Origin of the sequence: Saccharopolyspora sp. NPDC049426, assembly GCF_040676935.1 — a bacterium.
Classification (GTDB): Bacteria; Actinomycetota; Actinomycetes; order Mycobacteriales; family Pseudonocardiaceae; genus Saccharopolyspora.
Map to the genome: position 1 here is coordinate 154,470 of NZ_JBFAPZ010000005.1, position 15,607 is coordinate 170,076.

The following is a 15,607-nucleotide window of genomic DNA, read 5'->3' on the forward strand; positions in this document are numbered from 1 at the left end:
GGACGTGGGAGACTGTAGGGCGCTATGTCTACGAAATCCCTGCCGCTCGTCTTCGACGCCCCGCGCCGCGGCAAGCCGCCGCGCCACCTCGCCGACCTCTCCGCCGAGGAGCGGAAGGCCGTCGTCGCCGAGCTGGGGGAGAAGCCGTTCCGCGCCAAGCAGCTGGCCAACCACTACTTCGGCAGGCTCAACGCCGACGTCGAGTCGATGACCGACATCCCGGCGGGCAGCCGCGAGGCGCTGGGCTCGGCCCTGCTGCCGCAGCTGCTCAACCCGGTGCGCAACCTCGACACCGATGAGGGCACCACCCGCAAGACGCTGTGGAAGGCGCACGACGGGACGCTGCTGGAGAGCGTCCTGATGCGCTACCCGGACCGCGCGACGGTGTGCATCTCCAGCCAGGCCGGGTGCGGCATGGCCTGCCCGTTCTGCGCCACCGGCCAGGGCGGCCTGCAGCGCAACCTCTCGACCGCCGAGATCGTCGACCAGGTCCGCTCGGCGGCGGCCATGATGCGCGACGGCGAGGTCCCGGGAGGCCCCGGGCGGCTGTCGAACGTGGTGTTCATGGGCATGGGCGAGCCGCTGGCCAACTACCGCCGGGTGATCGACGCGGTGCACCGCATCTGCGATCCCGCGCCCGACGGCTTGGGCCTGTCGCAGCGCTCGGTCACCGTCTCCACCGTGGGCCTGGTGCCGGCGATCCGGAAGATGACCGCCGAGAACCTGCACGTCACTCTCGCGGTGTCGCTGCACACCCCGGACGACGAGCTGCGGGACACGCTGGTGCCGGTCAACAACCGCTGGAACGTCGCCGAGGTCCTGGAGGCCGCTCGCGGCTACGCCGACCACACCGGCCGCAGGGTGTCGATCGAGTACGCGCTGATCCGCGACATCAACGACCAGCCCTGGCGCGCCGACCTGCTCGGCAAGCTGCTCAAGAAGCACCTCGGCCAGTTCGCGCACGTCAACCTGATCCCGCTGAACCCCACCCCGGGCAGCAAGTGGGACGCCAGCCCCAAGCCGGTCGAGCGCGAGTTCGTCCGCCGGGTCCGCGAAACCGGGGTCTCCTGCACGGTCCGGGACACCCGCGGCCAGGAGATCGCCGCGGCCTGCGGCCAGCTCGCAGCCGAGGAGTAGCCCACCGGGTAGCGGCCAGCTGCCCACGGGCCTAGCGGTCAGGTGTCCACTGATCATCTACCAAAGCGGTTCCGATGGACGCGGTGTGGCGGCTCCGGCCGTGAATTCGTGACCGCAATGAACAGAAGTGGTCGGTTTCGCCTCCGGTGGCCCATGATCCTCAGGTCTGAGTGATCGAGCTGGGAGGCAATGGTGCCTGACCTGAGAATTCGTGGCGCAGCGGTTCATTCGATCGTCGCGGCGGCGCTGGTGCTGCTCGCCGCTCCCGCCCACGCCGAGGCGCCCGATCACCGGGCGGTGTCGACGGGCTGCGGGAACACCGCCGTCGCGCCCGGGGAATCGGTGACCGAGGAGATCGTGTCGGGTGGGATCACCCGCACCTACCTGCTGCACGTGCCGGAGAACTACGTGCCGCTGCGGCCGACTCCGCTGGTGCTGTCCTTCCACGGGCACTCGCGGGACTCCGCGTACCAGGAGGAGCTCTCGGAGTTCTCCGGCACGGACGCCATCGCGGTCTACCCGCAGGGGCTCGTCGGAACCGACGGCGAGACCGCCTGGCAGGGGGCGCCGTACTCGGCCGACGTCGACGACGTCCGGTTCACCGGTGACCTGCTCGACGAGCTGGAGCGCGATCTCTGCGTCGACCCGGCTCGGATCTACGCCGCGGGCAAGTCCAACGGCGGCGGCTTCACCGGGGTCCTCGCCTGCCGGATGAGCGACCGGATCGCGGCCTTCGCCCCGGTCTCCGGTGCCTTCTACCCGCAGGGCGGTGCTTGCGAGCCCACTCGTCCGGCGCCGATCCTCGACTTCCACGGGTCGCTGGACGCCACGATCCCCTACGACGGCGACGCGGAACGCGGGCTCCCGCCGATCCCGGACTGGCTGGCGGGTTGGGCCGAGCGCAACGGCTGCGACCTGGACCCGGTCACCCGCGACGTCGGCGACGGGGTGCACGCGGTGGAGCACCGGGCGTGCGATGAGGGGGCCGAGGTCGCGCACTACCGGATGGACTCGGTCGCGCACGACTGGCCGGCGACGCATCCGAACCCGGACTCCGATCAGCCCGCGCCGATCGACGCCACTCCGCTGATCATGGACTTCTTCTCCCGGCACGCGTTGCGCTGAGCGCACCTGCGGGCGGTTCTGTCCGAACCGCCCCGTGGTGACCGGGACAGCAGGCATGAGCAGCGAAAAGCCGCCCTCGGAGTTCCGGGGGCGGCTTCTCGGGGGGTTCTGGGTCAGCGACGGCGCTTGTTCTTGGCCAAGTCGTAGAGCAGGCCGACGGCCAGGACCGCGGCCGTGCCGATGAGCCAGACATCTTCCATCTTGAAGTGCCCGCCGCCACTGAGGATGCCCTGGTGGTTGCCGATGAGCATGCACAGGACCGCGACGACCGAGAACCAGCCGGCGATCTGGGTGCCCTTCGGGAAACCGCCGTGCCAGCCCCACTCGACCGACGGTTCCTCGGCCGGGTCGATGGCCTGGCTGGGCTTCTTCTCCAGCTCGGTGCTCGCCACGTTCCCCTCCTGCGCCACACCGGCCACGCGCGGCCGGAAAGCCTGTTGCTTGGGTTTCGCGCACCGCCGGGACGGCGATCCACGATCGCCTTCATCCTCGCACACCCGATCGGCGTCTCAGCGCCCACCTGCCCGGCATCAGCAGCGAAAAAGGTGCCGCGCGAACTCGGCTCGCGCGGCACCCCGGTGAACGGTCAGCGGTGACTACCCCTTGACCGCCTTGCGGCCGACGATGACGCGGTAGATCCCGAGCACGACGACCGATCCGATGATCGCCACGATCCAGGTCTGCAACGACCAGAACGTCTCGAGGCCGATGCCGAAGATCCACTGGCCGAGCAACCCGCCGAGGAAGGCCCCGACGACCCCGAGCAGCATGGTGACGATGATGCCGCCCGGGTCTTTGCCCGGCATGATCAGCTTCGCGATGGCTCCCACGATCAAGCCGAGAACGATCCATCCGATGATGCCCATGACGGCCTCCTTAGTTCATCGGGCAGCGGCCGATACGCCGATCGTGACTCCGGATGGTGATTTGTGCACCGCGAGAGGCACCTGCTCACCTCCTTCAGGGACAATGGGCCGCGATGCACGCGGACACGAGCACACAGAGCGACACCACTCCGCGCACCGTTCTGGTGCTCGGCTCCACCGGTTCGATCGGTACCCAGGCACTCGACGTGATGCGCGACAACCCCGACCGCTTCCAGGTCGTGGGGCTCGCCGCGGGCGGCAGCGACCCGCAGGCGCTGGCCGCGCAGGCGCTGGAGTTCCAGGTGCCGGTCATCGCCGTGGCGAAGGGCACAGCCGCCGAGGACGTCCAGCTGGCCCTCTACTCCGAGGCGCAGAAGCGCGGCTACGCTGAAGGCGGGTTCAAGCTGCCGCGCCTGCTGGCCGGGCCGGAATCGGCCCTGGAGCTCATCGACGCCGCGCCGGCCGACGTGATCCTCAACAGCGTCGACGGCTCCCGCGGTCTGCGCCTGACGCTGGCCGCCCTGGAGACGGGCGCTCAGCTCGCCCTGGCCAACAAGGAATCGCTGGTCGCCGGTGGTGCGCTGGTGCTGGACAAGGCCGCGCCCGGACAGCTGGTCCCGGTCGACTCCGAGCACTCCGCGCTGGCCCAGTGCCTGCTCGGCAACGACAGCAGCGACGTGGACCGGCTGGTCCTGACCGCCTCCGGCGGCCCGTTCCGCGGCCGCGCGCGCGAGGAGCTGGCCGAGGTCACCGTGCAGCAGGCGCTGGCGCACCCGACCTGGGCGATGGGCAACGTCGTCACGATCAACTCGGCGACCCTGGTCAACAAGGGTCTGGAGCTCATCGAGGCGCACCTGCTGTTCGGCATCGACTACCCGCGCATCGACGTCGTGGTGCACCCGCAGTCGATCGTGCACTCGATGGTCACCTACACCGACGGCGCGACGATCGCGCAGGCCAGCCCGCCGAACATGAAGATCCCGATCGCGATGGGCCTGGAGTGGCCGCGCCGCGTTCCCGGGGTCGCGCCGCGGCTGACGTTCGACGAGGCTCAGGCGTGGACCTTCGAGCCGCTGGACCACGAGACGTTCCCGGCCGTCGAGCTCGCCCGGGCGGCCGGTTCCGGCGGGGGATGCCTGCCCGCGATCTACAACGCCGCCAACGAGGAAGCGCTGGCCGCGTTCGTCGACGGCCGACTCCGGTTCACCGAGATCGTGCAGACTGTTGGTGACACGCTCTCCGCTGCCGACCAGTGGCGCGGCGAGCCGTCAGGACTTGATGAGATCTTCGCAGCCGAGGACTGGGCGCGGACCCGGGCACGCGAGCTGGCCGGAGGGAAGGCGGAGTAGTGCTGGTCGTCGTTGGCATTCTGATCTTCTTCTTCGGGCTGCTGTTCTCCATTGCGTGGCACGAGCTGGGTCACCTCGCGACCGCCAAGATGTTCGGCGTCAAGGTCACCGAGTACATGGTCGGCTTCGGCCGCACCATCTGGTCGCGCAAGAAGGGCGACACCGAGTACGGGCTCAAGCTCATCCCGTTCGGCGGCTACATCCGGATGATCGGCATGTTCCCGCCGAAGAAGGACGAGGAGTACGGCCGCGCCGCCTCGTCCTCGCCGTTCCGCGCGATGATCGACGACGCGCGGCAGATGTCGGCCGAGGACGTCACGCCCGAGGACGCGCACCGGCAGTTCTACCAGCGGTCCCCGTGGAAGCGGATCATCGTGATGATGGCCGGGCCGGTGATGAACCTGATCCTGGCGGTCGGCATCTTCGCCGCGATCCTGATGGGCCACGGCATCAACACCCCGACGCTGACGGTCTCCACGGTCAGCGAGTGCGTGCTGCCGGCCAACGCGCCGGACACCCAGAAGTGCCCGCCCGGTGCGAAGCCGTCGCCCGCGGCGGCGGCCGGGTTCAAGCCGGGCGACCGGATCGTGGAGTTCAACGGCAAGCCGTTCCAGTCCTGGGACGACCTGCAGCAGGAGATCCGCCAGTCGAAGGGCTCGGTCCCGGTCGTGGTCGAGCGCGACGGGCACCGGGAGACGCTCAACGCGGCCCTGATGCAGACCGAGCGGCCCAAGCTGAACTCGACCAGCGAGTACGAAACGGTCGGATTCCTCGGGCTCTCGCCCACCTCGGTGCTGGTCAAGCAGGACATCGGCGGTGTGGCGAGCACCATCGGCGAGTTCGTCGGCCTGACCGCGCAGAAGATCGTCGAGCTGCCGCAGCGCGTCCCGGACCTGGTCAGCGCCATCTTCGGCGGTGAGCGGCACAAGGATTCGCCGGTGGGGATCGTCGGCGCCAGCCGCCTCGGCGGTGAGGTGCTGGCCACCGAGCAGTTCGGCGTCGACGAGCGCGTCATCCTGATGTTCAACCTGCTCGCGGGCGTGAACCTGTCGCTGTTCGTGTTCAACATGCTGCCGCTGCTGCCGCTCGACGGCGGGCACATCGCCGGTGCGGCCTGGGAGTGGGTCAGGCGCGGTTTCGCCAAGCTGGTCCGGCGCCCGGACCCGGGACCGTTCGACACGGCGCGCCTGATGCCGTTGGCCTACGCGGTCAGCCTCATCTTCATCGCGTACTCGCTGCTAGTCCTGGTAGCCGACATCGTGAACCCGGTGACTTTGTACTGAGGGTTGTCGATGAGTTGCGGCGGAGCCGCTGTTTCAGGTGTGGGACTCAGCTCGCACCGCCGCGGGTTCTGAGCGGCTTGGTGGCGAGTTTCTCAACGGCCCGCAGGCGTTCGGCGATTTCACCGCTGTGGTGGACCGGGTTCACAGCCGGGGACGTCGTGTCGTCCTCGGTGACGGAGATGGCGCGTGCTTGTGAGCGCAATATCGCCGATAGGGTGATGCGCGGCTCTGAGTAGTGGGCCGAACGGGATATGAACGGCCGATGTCGATCACCCAACGTGATCCGTCAGACGCCCGGACGTCCAGCCGGATGAAGGTGCGCCGGTATCGTGGAATGCGGGCGGGACACCGTCCGAAGCACACCAGAAGAGGTGGAGAGGTATCGATGACCGTCGATCTGGGCATGCCCGGAGGCCCGGCCCCGGTGCTCGCGGAGCGGCGTAAGACTCGCCAGTTGCAGGTCGGACCGGTCGGAGTGGGCAGCGAAAGCCCGATCTCCGTGCAGACCATGACCACGACCGTCACCGCAGACATCAACAGCACTCTGCAGCAGATCGCCGAACTCACCGCCGCAGGCTGCGACATCGTCCGGGTCGCGTGCCCGAGCGCCGATGACGCCGAAGCCCTGCCGGCCATCGCGAAGAAGTCGCAGATCCCGGTCATCGCCGACATTCACTTCCAGCCGAAGTACGTCTTCGCGGCGATCGAAGCGGGTTGTGCCGCGGTGCGCGTGAACCCCGGCAACATCAAGAAGTTCGACGACAAGGTCAAGGAGATCGCGCAGGCCGCGAAGGACCACGGCACGCCGATCCGCATCGGCGTCAACGCCGGTTCCCTCGACCCGCGGCTGATGGAGAAGTACGGCAAGGCCACGCCCGAGGCGCTGGCCGAGTCGGCGCTGTGGGAAGCGGGCCTGTTCGCCGAGCACGACTTCCACGACATCAAGATCTCGGTCAAGCACAACGACCCGGTGGTCATGGTGCGCGCCTACGAGATCCTCGCCGAGCAGTGCGACTACCCGCTGCACCTCGGTGTCACCGAGGCCGGCCCGGCCTTCCAGGGCACCATCAAGTCGGCCACCGCCTTCGGCGCCCTGCTGCGCCAGGGCATCGGCGACACGATCCGGGTCTCGCTGTCGGCTCCGCCGGTGGAGGAGATCAAGGTCGGCGCCCAGATCCTGCAGTCGCTGAACCTGCGGCCGCGCAAGTTGGAGATCGTCTCCTGCCCGTCCTGCGGACGCGCCCAGGTCGACGTCTACAAGCTCGCGGACGAGGTCACCGCCGGTCTGGAGGGCATGGAGGTCCCGCTGCGCGTCGCGGTCATGGGCTGCGTCGTCAACGGCCCCGGTGAAGCCCGCGAAGCGGACCTGGGCGTTGCCTCCGGCAACGGCAAGGGGCAGATCTTCGTCAAGGGCGAGGTCATCAAGACCGTGCCCGAGCACCAGATCGTCGAGACGCTGATCGAAGAGGCCATGCGCATCGCCGAGGACATGGGCGAGACCGTGGAGGAGGGCGCGAGCCCGACCGTCACCGTCAGCTGACGCGACATCGCGCACATCGGCCGTCCGAATCCGTCCGGGCGGCCGTTGTGCTCTCCTGGGCGCTGTCGCTGCTCCGAACGGGTGACCGCGGCTGCGTTCGGCTCGGTCGATCTCCGCCGATCAGCCGTTCGCGTGGCATTTCTGGCAGTCTTGGCTGGTGCTCAAGGTTGCCGGTGCCCGCTTGATGGAGGAACGGGACGCGAATCTGGTCCGCTCCGCGCTGGACTCCGCGCCCGTGGCCGCCTGCATGGTCGCCGCGCGCGTCGAGGAGGCCGGTGTCCACCCGCTGCGCCTGGGCGGTGAGCTCTGGGGCTACGGCGGCCGGCTGAGCGGGATGTGCTTCTCCGGCGCGAACCTGGTCCCGCTGCGCGGTGGCCCGGACGCGATGCGCGCCTTCGCCGATCGTGCGCTGCGCCGCCGCCGGGTGTGCTCCTCGCTGGTCGGCCCGTCCGAGCAGGTGCTGGCGCTGTGGGAGGAGGTCGAGGCGCAGTGGGGGCCCGCGCGCGAGATCCGCGCCGAGCAGCCGCTGATGGCGCTCTCCGAGCGCCCGCACGTCGAACCCGACCCGCTGGTGCGCTCGGTGCGGCCGGACGAGCTGGAGCGCTACCTGCCCGCCGCGGTGGCCATGTTCACCGAGGAGGTGGGTGTGGACCCCTCGACCGACGGCGGTGCCGCCGGTTACCGGGCGAGAGTGGCCGATCTCATCGCGGGCGGCCGGGCGTTCGCGCGCTTCGAGGACGGCGAAGTGGTGTTCAAGGCCGAGATCGGCGCGCTGTCGTCGACGGTCGGCCAGATCCAGGGCGTCTGGGTGCACCCGGATCGCCGCAGCACGGGCTTGGGAACCGCCGGGACGGCGGCGGTGGCCGACCGCCTCGTGCGCGGACTGGGTCGCACCGCCAGCCTGTACGTCAACGACTACAACGTCGCAGCCCGCGCGGCCTACCAGAAGGTCGGCTTCCGGCGGGTGGGCGAGTTCGCGACTGTTCTTCTGTAGAGCGGTTTCGTCCGCTCTGCGCCCTATGCCGGAGCCCAGATTCGGTGTCCTGCAAGACTTCGGCATACTCGCGGGCATGCATTCCTCGCGGATCATGGCCGGGCTCGCCGCAACGCTGCTGATTCCAGTGGCCGGGTGCAGCACCGGACCATCCGAGAAGGACGTGGCCACCGCATTCGTCAACGCCGTCGCCGCAGGTGATGTGGCGGGTGCGGCGGCTCAGACCAACAACCCAGACGCCGCGCGCCGCACGCTGGAGCAGGTGCGCAAGACGCTCGCCCCGACCGCGTCGCACGCGAGCTTGGGCCAGGTGACCGAGAACGAGCAGGGCGCGGCGGCCAAGTACGACCTCTCCTGGGACTTCGGCGACGGCAAGGTGTGGCGGTACACCAACACCGTGCAGCTCGCCGAGGAATCCGAGGGTTGGAAGGTCCTGTGGGCGCCTTCGGCGGTCCACCCGAAGCTCGAGGCCGGTCAGACGCTCGCCTACAGCGAGGTGCTGCCCGCGCCCGGACCCGTGACGGGCTCCGAGGGCAAGCAGCTGATGGGGCCGGAGCCGGTGGTCACGGTCAGCCTCAACGGCCAGGAGGCCGGAGACGTGCCGGGCGTGGCGGGCAAGCTCGCCGCCGCGCTGCGCCAGGTCGACCCGGAGATCACCCAGCAGTCCATCGTCGAGGGCGTCGGCAAGACACCGCCCGGCCAGCCGTACCAGGTCGTCACCTTGCGGCAGGCCGACTACGACAAGGTCCGCTCCGGCATCTACGACCTGCCCGGGGTGCGGTTCCCGGCGCAGGTGCGGTTGCTGGCTTCGGAGCGCGGCTACGCCGGGCAGGTGCTGGCCGGTGTGTCGAAGGAGGTCGACGAGCAGGTCAAGGCCAACGCGGGTTGGCAGGTGGCCGTCGCCGACACCAAGGGCAAGGAGATCAGCAAGCTGCACACCGTCGCCGAGAGGCCGGTCCCGCCGACCTCGGTGACGCTGTCGGACCGCACGCAGCGCGCCGCCGAGCAGGCGCTGGACCCGGTTCCGCAGCCCGCGATGATCGTGGCGATGAAGCCCTCCAACGGTGAGGTGCTGGCGGTCGCGCAGAACGATCCGGCCGACGCGCAGGGGCCGATGGCGCTGTCCGGGCAGTACCCGCCCGGCTCGACGTTCAAGATCATCACGGGTGCCGCGGCGCTGGAGTCGGGCAAGGTCCGCGCCGACTCGCCGGTCGAGTGCCCGCCGAAGAAGGTCTTCGACGGCATGACCTTGCCCAACGACAAGGAGTTCGACCTGGGCCGGGTGCCGCTGCACACCGCGTTCGCCCAGTCCTGCAACACGACGTTCGCGCAGCTGTCGGTGGACCTGCCCGACGACGCGCTGCCGAAGGAGGCCAAGAAGTTCGGCATCGGCGTCGACTTCGACATGCCCGGCTCGACGACGATCACCGGCAAGGTCTCCAACGCCGAGACGGTCACGCAGCACGCGGCCAACGGCATCGGCCAGGGCAAGGTGCTCGCCAGCCCCTTCGGGATGGCGCTGGCGGCGGCGACGGCCGCCAACGGCGGCATGCCGACGCCGACGCTGATGCGCGGTCAGCAGACGACCGCCGACTCCCAGCCGGAGAAGATCGACCCGGCGTCGTTGGAGCAGCTGCGCTCGATGATGCGCGAGGTCGTCACCGGCGGCACCGCCCGCGGCCTGGCGGGTTCGGGCGAGGTCCGGGGGAAGACCGGCACCGCGCAGTTCGGCGACGGCACCCACTCGCACGGCTGGTTCGTCGGCTACCGCGACGACGTCGCCTTCGCGGTGCTCATCACCGATGCGGGAGCGTCCGGCCCGTCCGTGGACGCTGCCAAGCGCTTCCTCGGCGGACTGTGACAGAACCGGAGATGTCGCTTCACGTGTTTGGGTGATCACTCAGGGTCAGTTGGGTGCTAGGTTGTAGCCCATCGAGCGCAGTGGTGACGGTTCGTTGCTGCGCTCGATGGGTCGTCACCGGTGTGGCCACCTCCGATGTGCGATCCCGGTCGCCACGTTGTGTTGCCGCAGCGAGGGGCGAACCAGGTGTCCGGCTTCGTCCGGACACGCATCGGCCCGCCGTGATCCCGGCGGGCACCCCGACGAACCGCGCCGGCACCGCCTCCCCCGAAGGCCGCCGGCGTCGCCCCAGGTGTGAACAGGAGTGGTTTTGATCTACTTCGACTCTTCCGCGCTGATCAAGATGATCGCCCCCGAACCGGAGAGCCAGGCGCTGAGCCAGTGGATCCGCGATCGCTGGGAGCAGCCGCGGGTGACCAGCGCGCTGTCCAAGGTCGACGTGCTGCGCAACTTCCGCGAGCAGGGCCCGGCCGCCGAGGACCTGGCGTCCATCGTGGTGTCCAAGCTGGAGACGCTTCCGGTGCAGCAGGAGGTGCTCGACACGGCCAGCGAGCTGCGCGCCGACCTCGGACCGGTGGAGGCGATCCACCTCGCCTCGGCCTGCGGGATCCGCAACGAGCCGGTGACCTACGTCTCCTACGACCCGGCGCTGATCGAAGCCGCGAAGGAGGCGGGCCTGGCGACCGCGTCCCCGGCCTGAGCACTTCCGGAGTCCGGGCGGTGGCGTTCCACATCGCGGATGGTTCCGCGTGGTGCCGTCACCGCCCGGAGTCGTGGCGGCCAACGTGGTTAAAGTGGGGGCATGCCGGTTCGAGCCCCGTTGAAGCCAGGCGTTGCGACGCCGCGCCGCCAAGTCCCAGCGCACATCGAGCGTCCCGAGTACGTGGACAAACCGGCTCCCCAGCGCAACACCGACCCTGACGTGCAGCCTCCCGAGGTCATCGAGGCGATGCGCTTCGCGGGCAAGCTCGCCGCTCAGGCGCTGGCCGAGGCGGGCAAGGCGATCCAGCCGGGCGTCACCACCGACTCCGTCGACGCCGTGGTGCACGAGTTCCTGCTCGACCACGGTGCGTATCCGTCGACGCTGGGTTACCGGGGCTTCCAGAAGTCCTGCTGCACCTCGCTCAACGAGGTGATCTGCCACGGCATCCCGGACTCGACGATCATCGAGGACGGCGACATCGTCAACGTCGACGTCACCGGCTACATCGGCGGCGTGCACGGCGACACGAACGCGACCTTCCTGGCCGGTGACGTCTCCGAGGAGGCCCGCCTGCTGGTCGAGCGCACCCACGAGGCGACCATGCGCGGCATCAAGGCCGCCAAGCCGGGCCGCCAGCTCAACGTGATCGGCCGCGTCATCGAGTCCTACGCCAAGCGCTTCGGCTACGGCGTCGTCCGCGACTTCACCGGCCACGGCATCGGCCGCTCCTTCCACAGCGGCTTGGTGATCCTGCACTACGACGAGCCGTCGGTGGACACCGTCCTGGAACCGGGCATGACCTTCACGATCGAGCCGATGATCACCCTCGGCACCCACGAGTACGACATGTGGGAAGACGGCTGGACGGTCACCACCAAGGACAAGAGCTGGACCGCCCAGTTCGAGCACACGATCCTCATCACCGAAGACGGCAACGAGATCCTCACCCAGCAGTGAGTCCGGGCCGGGGCGACTCCCCGGAGTCGCCCCGCCGCCTTCAGCGGTGGACTGTCAGCGCAGCAGGTCCGGGCGGAACGACGCGATGGCTCGGGTCAACCGGTTCACCGTTGACTTCCCCGGCAGGTGCAGCCGGGGAACCTGCGGGTTGTCGGCGTCCACGAGCTGCGGGTGCGCGGCCAAGAACCCGTCATCGGCAGGTTGGAACAGCAGTGCCGCCGGAATCGGCTTTGAGTTCGGGTCGTCCTTGACCTTCGGCCTCGGCATTCGCCCGTGCAGGGCCCGGACCTCGTTCCAGGTCACCAGATCGAGAGCTCCCTTCGACGGGAGGTAGATCCCTCGCTCGTCGACGTGCACCCGCACCGGCTTCGCGGTCATGACGACGGCGAGGACCGTCACCAGCACCGACGGGACGAAGATGATCACGGCGAAGAACCAGCCCACGACGCTCGCGACGCTCGACGAGCTGCGGACCGCTTCCTCCGGGTAGAGCGCGATGTAGAGGAACAGGCTGCCGACCGCGCTCGAGATGAGGCCGGCGATCACCATTCCCCAGCCTTCGCGATATCGGACGACGGCGGCGTTCGCTCCAGGCACCGCTGCCGGGGACGGGGCGTCGATCCCGGCTGCCCGAGCTTCCCGGTGAGCACGGCGTTCTGCGGCGACGGCGCGCTGGCGTTCGCGGAACCGCGCCTCCTCCTGCTGCTTCCGCCGTCGTTCCTCGGCCCTTTCCGCGGGGGTTCCGCTGATCCTTTCCCAGAACTCGCGTTGCCCCGCCTGCGAGTACCCCCACACCAGCGACTTGGCGAACATCCACAGCGCGGGCGGGGCGATGGCGATGGTGGCCAGGGTGATGACCACGAGCCGGAATCCCGCCGAATAGCCCTCCGCAGCGGTGTAGGTGCGCACCGCTGTGTTCGTGCTGAACCGGCTACCGCCGTAGCCCCACGTGAGCCTCTTCTCCTCGCCGACGTCCTCGGGGGAGAAGAGGTTCATGTCGGTGGTCGTCGTCCAGGACTTCCCGGTCTCGTCGTCCCGGACTTGGAACGTGCAATCCCAGTTGTGCCCGAAGCCGCGTCGCGTGACGGGCCCGGTGTCTTCGCAGGACTGGACCAGCGCGGTGGCGTTCGGCCGCTCGTGCTTCTCCGGGAACGAGAAGATGATCGTGGGCCACAGCATCGCGATGCACGCCGTGACGACGAGGCCACCGACGAGCTTCGCCATGCGGACCGGCAGCTCGTCCGAACGCCACACCGCCACGCTCACTTCTTGGCCGCACGCCGCCGTCGCCGCTGCTCTTTGCGGAGTTCACGGTTTCGGCGCATCTCGGCCCAGAACTCGTCGTCCTGCTGCTTTTTCACCTTCTTCTCCGCTGAAGTACCGAGGCTCTTCTCCCAGAAACGACGCTGGCCCTGTTGGGAGAACGACCAGATGATCGCCTTCGCCAGGAACCAGAGAGCGGCCACGATCGCCACTGCCCCGGTCGCGAACATGACGATGATGTTGGTCGCGCCGGAATAGCCCTCGGGAGAGGAATAGACCCGGTTATCGGATTTGACGATGCGGCCGCCCGCATAGCCCCACGCGACGCGATTCTCCTTGCCGACGTCCGCAGGGGTGAACAGGTTCATGTCGACTTGGTCGCTCCAAGTCTCGCCCGTCTTGTCATCGCGCAAGTTGACGGTGCAGTTCCAGTTGTGGCCGAATCCGCGACGGGTGATCGGGCCGGTGTCCTCGCACGATTGCACCTTGGCAGTTGCATTGGTGGTCGTGCTCTTCTCCGGGAAGGAGAAGATGATCGTCAGTGCCGTGAGCACGATCACCACCACGATGCCCAGGCCGAGCACGAGGCGGATGATGCGCGCAATGGGATTGTCCGACTTCCACATGCGTCGACTAACCTCCGTCGCGGTTGTTCTCTAGCTCGTCAGCTCCGTCATCGAGCTTCGCGGTCTCCTTGACGACCTCGTAGCCGAACTTGCTGGCTCCGCCGTCATCCCAGCCTGCTGACACCGGGCCTGAGGCGGGATCGGCGAGGTCTCCGCGGAACGCGGGTTTGAACTCGGCGCCGCCGGCCAGGAAACCGCGTTGGGCCGCGCTGCCCGTTGTCGTGCTGGGAGCGATCTTCCGCGCAGCATCGGTGACGGACTGTTCGTTGATCGCCTTCTGGCCCGGAGTGAGACCGGGCATTTCGCCGAGATTGCGGAAGAAGCCGTCGACACCCTTGCGCAGCGAGGTCGCGGCTGAGCCGAGTTCGTCGAGTTTGCTCCACAGGTTGTGCAGGACTGTGCCCAGCTTCTTCATCCACTCGGAGATCTTGTCCGCCCACTTCAGCGCGATCCGCACGGCGTCGGCGATCGCGCCGCCAGCAGCGATGCCAGCGGTGCACGCTGCAGCGATGCCCCACTTGAGCAGGCAGCTCACGATCTCCCCGATGGCGCCCGCGATGATGTCGCGGACGATTCCTCGCACCGCGCCGACGACGGCCCCGGCTCCGTCAACGGCCGATTTCATGCTCGTGCTGGCAGCGGCGAGCTGGTCGACCTTCTGCGAGATGTCGTTGCCGAGCTTGCGGTAGGCGTCTCCGGCCTGTCCTTCCCAGCCGGTCGTACCGCCGACGGCTTGGCCGTACTCCTGGCCTACGCTCTTCAGCTCCTTGCCGACGTTCTCCCAAGTGCTGGCCATACCGCCGATGGCGTCGGGGTTGCCCATGAGGGCGTCGAACGGCTCCCGGAGAAACGAGATGTTTTCGATCGCCCAGCCGAATCCCCAGCTGATCAGCGTCCCCAGTGGGTCCGCGACCAAACCGACGGCGTCCACGCCGAGACCGAGAGCATTGAGCCCCGCCGAGTCCCAATCCTGGTTGTCGATGGCCTGGCACACCCCGTAGAAGTTCTCGGCACCACCTCCGCCGCTCAACGGGTTGGAGGTGCCCTTCTGGTCGGCCTCCTTCGTCGATTCGTCCGCCGTGACGACCATGTCCGCCTCAGAAGTCAACCTTGACCCCCTGGATGATGGCGACGTTCTCCTGGTCGGTGCGCTCGTATTCGTCAGCGGTTTCGTCGAGGGCCTTCTTGACCGAGTCGAGCCCTTGCTTGCCGCTCTCCACGGCCGCCTTCACCTGTTCGGCCTGCGCGATGCACTGCGCCGCCAGGAATTGGCCGAAGATGCCGAAGGCGTTGGTGTCCATGGTGGTTTCGGCCGCGCCGTGGGCGGTGTTGACGCGGTCCGCGAAGCCTTGGACCTGGTTGCTGTGCTGCTTGATGACCGGGACGTCCGCCCGGAAACCGTCGCTCATCGCAGGAAGCTCCCGTCGGAGTAGTCGTCATCGTCATCGGGAGGGGTGGCGGGTCGGCCGGGGGCTTGCTGCTGGTCCTCGTCCGTGCCGTCGCCGCTGTAGCCGTGGGGGAGGTTGCTCTTGACGAAGTCGAGAGCCGCGCCGTCGCCGACGAACTGCTGCATGACCTCGACCATCTGACCGGCGGCCTTGCGCTGGGCATCGCGAACGCAGGTCATGATCGCGTCCGCGACCTGATCTGGTTTCGGATGCTGGAAGCCATTGCCGAAGCGGATGTCCTCCAGGACGCCGCTGCTGTTGACCCGCACCGTGATCTGCCCGTCGGGCGAGCTCGCGGATGCGCCGACCTGCGTGAGTTCTTCCTGCGCGCGGTCGGTGTCGGCTTTGATCTTCTGCAGCTTCGCGTTGTAGTCGCTCAGCCAGTCGTCAGGTGTCGTCATCGGATTCCGTTGGTCGCGGTGGGCGGGCCAGTCGGGAGCGTAGTTGAGGTGGTT

At 68.5% G+C, this 15,607-nt stretch carries 16 protein-coding genes; 9 read left to right on the forward strand and 7 right to left on the reverse strand.

Annotation, left to right across the window (positions count from 1 at the left end):
* The first annotated feature begins 24 nt into the window (after nt 1-24).
* Nucleotides 25-1,137 carry a 23S rRNA (adenine(2503)-C(2))-methyltransferase RlmN gene (gene rlmN / locus AB0J78_RS12505; RefSeq protein WP_363789034.1) on the forward strand — a complete coding sequence of 371 codons (1,113 nt, stop codon included), beginning with the start codon at nt 25-27 and terminating at the stop codon, nt 1,135-1,137.
* A gap of 192 nt (nt 1,138-1,329) precedes the next feature.
* Nucleotides 1,330-2,262, forward strand: coding sequence for a ferulic acid esterase (locus AB0J78_RS12510; RefSeq protein WP_363789035.1), 933 nt, complete (start codon nt 1,330-1,332; stop codon nt 2,260-2,262).
* A gap of 113 nt (nt 2,263-2,375) precedes the next feature.
* On the opposite strand, the gene AB0J78_RS12515 is transcribed toward AB0J78_RS12510, so the two are convergent.
* Complete coding sequence (locus AB0J78_RS12515; protein WP_363789036.1) at nt 2,376-2,654, reverse strand: DUF2631 domain-containing protein; 279 nt, start codon at nt 2,652-2,654, stop codon at nt 2,376-2,378.
* Between the two features lie 204 nt (nt 2,655-2,858).
* The gene (locus tag AB0J78_RS12520; protein ID WP_363789037.1) at nt 2,859-3,128 is read right to left on the reverse strand and encodes a GlsB/YeaQ/YmgE family stress response membrane protein; all 270 of its coding nucleotides are present in this window, start codon (nt 3,126-3,128) and stop codon (nt 2,859-2,861) included.
* Nucleotides 3,129-3,241: 113 nt separating this feature from the next.
* On the opposite strand from AB0J78_RS12520, the gene dxr reads away from it, so the two are divergent.
* The 7 genes from dxr to map all read left to right on the forward strand — a co-directional run bounded on the left by dxr (nt 3,242) and on the right by map (nt 11,815).
* Nucleotides 3,242-4,477: a 1-deoxy-D-xylulose-5-phosphate reductoisomerase gene (dxr, locus tag AB0J78_RS12525; protein WP_363789038.1), complete on the forward strand. Its 1,236-nt coding sequence runs from the start codon at nt 3,242-3,244 to the stop codon at nt 4,475-4,477.
* On the forward strand, nt 4,477-5,760 hold the full coding sequence (locus AB0J78_RS12530) for a site-2 protease family protein (protein ID WP_363789039.1): 1,284 nt from the start codon (nt 4,477-4,479) through the stop codon (nt 5,758-5,760). The genes dxr and AB0J78_RS12530 overlap by 1 nt, the downstream gene beginning before the upstream one ends.
* A gap of 385 nt (nt 5,761-6,145) precedes the next feature.
* Nucleotides 6,146-7,300, forward strand: a complete 1,155-nt coding sequence (ispG, locus tag AB0J78_RS12535; RefSeq protein ID WP_363789040.1) for a flavodoxin-dependent (E)-4-hydroxy-3-methylbut-2-enyl-diphosphate synthase — start codon at nt 6,146-6,148, stop codon at nt 7,298-7,300.
* A 157-nt stretch (nt 7,301-7,457) separates the two neighbouring features.
* Nucleotides 7,458-8,294, forward strand: coding sequence for a GNAT family N-acetyltransferase (locus tag AB0J78_RS12540; protein WP_363789041.1), 837 nt, complete (start codon nt 7,458-7,460; stop codon nt 8,292-8,294).
* A 76-nt stretch (nt 8,295-8,370) separates the two neighbouring features.
* Complete coding sequence (locus AB0J78_RS12545) at nt 8,371-10,155, forward strand: penicillin-binding transpeptidase domain-containing protein (RefSeq protein ID WP_363789042.1); 1,785 nt, start codon at nt 8,371-8,373, stop codon at nt 10,153-10,155.
* Nucleotides 10,156-10,465: 310 nt separating this feature from the next.
* Nucleotides 10,466-10,855: a type II toxin-antitoxin system VapC family toxin gene (locus AB0J78_RS12550; RefSeq protein ID WP_363789043.1), complete on the forward strand. Its 390-nt coding sequence runs from the start codon at nt 10,466-10,468 to the stop codon at nt 10,853-10,855.
* A 102-nt stretch (nt 10,856-10,957) separates the two neighbouring features.
* On the forward strand, nt 10,958-11,815 hold the full coding sequence (gene map / locus AB0J78_RS12555) for a type I methionyl aminopeptidase (protein ID WP_363789044.1): 858 nt from the start codon (nt 10,958-10,960) through the stop codon (nt 11,813-11,815).
* Between the two features lie 54 nt (nt 11,816-11,869).
* Here map and AB0J78_RS12560 read toward each other — a convergent pair whose 3' ends face one another.
* Genes AB0J78_RS12560 through AB0J78_RS12580 form a run of 5 tightly spaced genes read right to left on the reverse strand, consistent with a single transcriptional unit; the run spans nt 11,870 to nt 15,553 of the window.
* A complete protein-coding gene (locus AB0J78_RS12560) occupies nt 11,870-13,075 on the reverse strand; it encodes a DUF6346 domain-containing protein (RefSeq protein WP_363789045.1) in 1,206 nt (401 codons plus the stop codon).
* 2 nt (nt 13,076-13,077) lie between these two features.
* Nucleotides 13,078-13,704: a DUF6346 domain-containing protein gene (locus tag AB0J78_RS12565; RefSeq protein WP_363789046.1), complete on the reverse strand. Its 627-nt coding sequence runs from the start codon at nt 13,702-13,704 to the stop codon at nt 13,078-13,080.
* 7 nt (nt 13,705-13,711) lie between these two features.
* Complete coding sequence (locus AB0J78_RS12570; protein ID WP_363789047.1) at nt 13,712-14,812, reverse strand: hypothetical protein; 1,101 nt, start codon at nt 14,810-14,812, stop codon at nt 13,712-13,714.
* The gene (locus AB0J78_RS12575; RefSeq protein WP_363789048.1) at nt 14,802-15,113 is read right to left on the reverse strand and encodes a type VII secretion target; all 312 of its coding nucleotides are present in this window, start codon (nt 15,111-15,113) and stop codon (nt 14,802-14,804) included. The genes AB0J78_RS12570 and AB0J78_RS12575 overlap by 11 nt, the downstream gene beginning before the upstream one ends.
* Nucleotides 15,110-15,553, reverse strand: coding sequence for a YbaB/EbfC family nucleoid-associated protein (locus AB0J78_RS12580; protein WP_363789049.1), 444 nt, complete (start codon nt 15,551-15,553; stop codon nt 15,110-15,112). Before AB0J78_RS12580 ends, AB0J78_RS12575 begins: the two co-directional genes overlap by 4 nt.
* Nucleotides 15,554-15,607 lie beyond the last annotated feature (54 nt).